The organism is Vibrio sp. 03_296, from assembly GCF_002265885.1.
In genome coordinates this window covers 1-582 of sequence record NZ_NPKW01001140.1, presented here as the reverse complement: position 1 = coordinate 582, position 582 = coordinate 1, and the positions used below count along the sequence as shown (strand labels likewise).

General features: G+C 41.1%; 1 protein-coding gene. It reads right to left on the bottom strand.

Going from position 1 to position 582, the window contains the following annotated elements:
* A partial coding sequence (locus tag CIK04_RS35100; RefSeq protein ID WP_325206036.1) for a hypothetical protein occupies positions 1-202 on the bottom strand: 202 nt, incomplete at its 3' end.
* Positions 203-582: the final 380 nt, after the last annotated feature.

Genomic DNA, 582 nt, shown 5'->3' with positions numbered 1-582 from the left:
TGCTGAAAGCGCTAGTGTTTCCATTCCGGAATGACCAAGCGCAAAGCGTTTCACCAAGGTTGGCGTTGTCTGGAAGGACAAAGTTTTTCGCTTGAAGACCTTTCAAGCTAGGACTTGGATGAGCGTTGGGACCATTTGCTGCCATGCTTGAAGGAGCGGCTGCGAGCAGGCAAGTTGCGATGATGGTGGTTTTGAAAGTCATGAACGCCTCCAAAGTGAAGTCCATTTTGTTCTCATCATAGGATTGCAATACTGCTCATTTCACGACCGTGTGAGAACTCGCTATTTATGAGTTTGTCACTAAAGGTAAGTGTAGGTAGGTAGGAAAAGGGCTGCCATCAAACCACATCACGAAATTGATAATAATTTATTCGAATAATGAAATGGATATATTGTTAAATGTGTTATTTATGAGACGAGTAGGAGAGAGTGATTGATGTGATCAATAAATGAATTATAATCTCAGCAAATTTTTCTAAGATGTCCCATAAATCTGTTTGCTCTGCTTGTGGTTTTGTCACTGGATTGCGTGCTGTCGTAGAGTATAAACAAGGAAGTCATTTTTAGRCGTCTTAATCAACC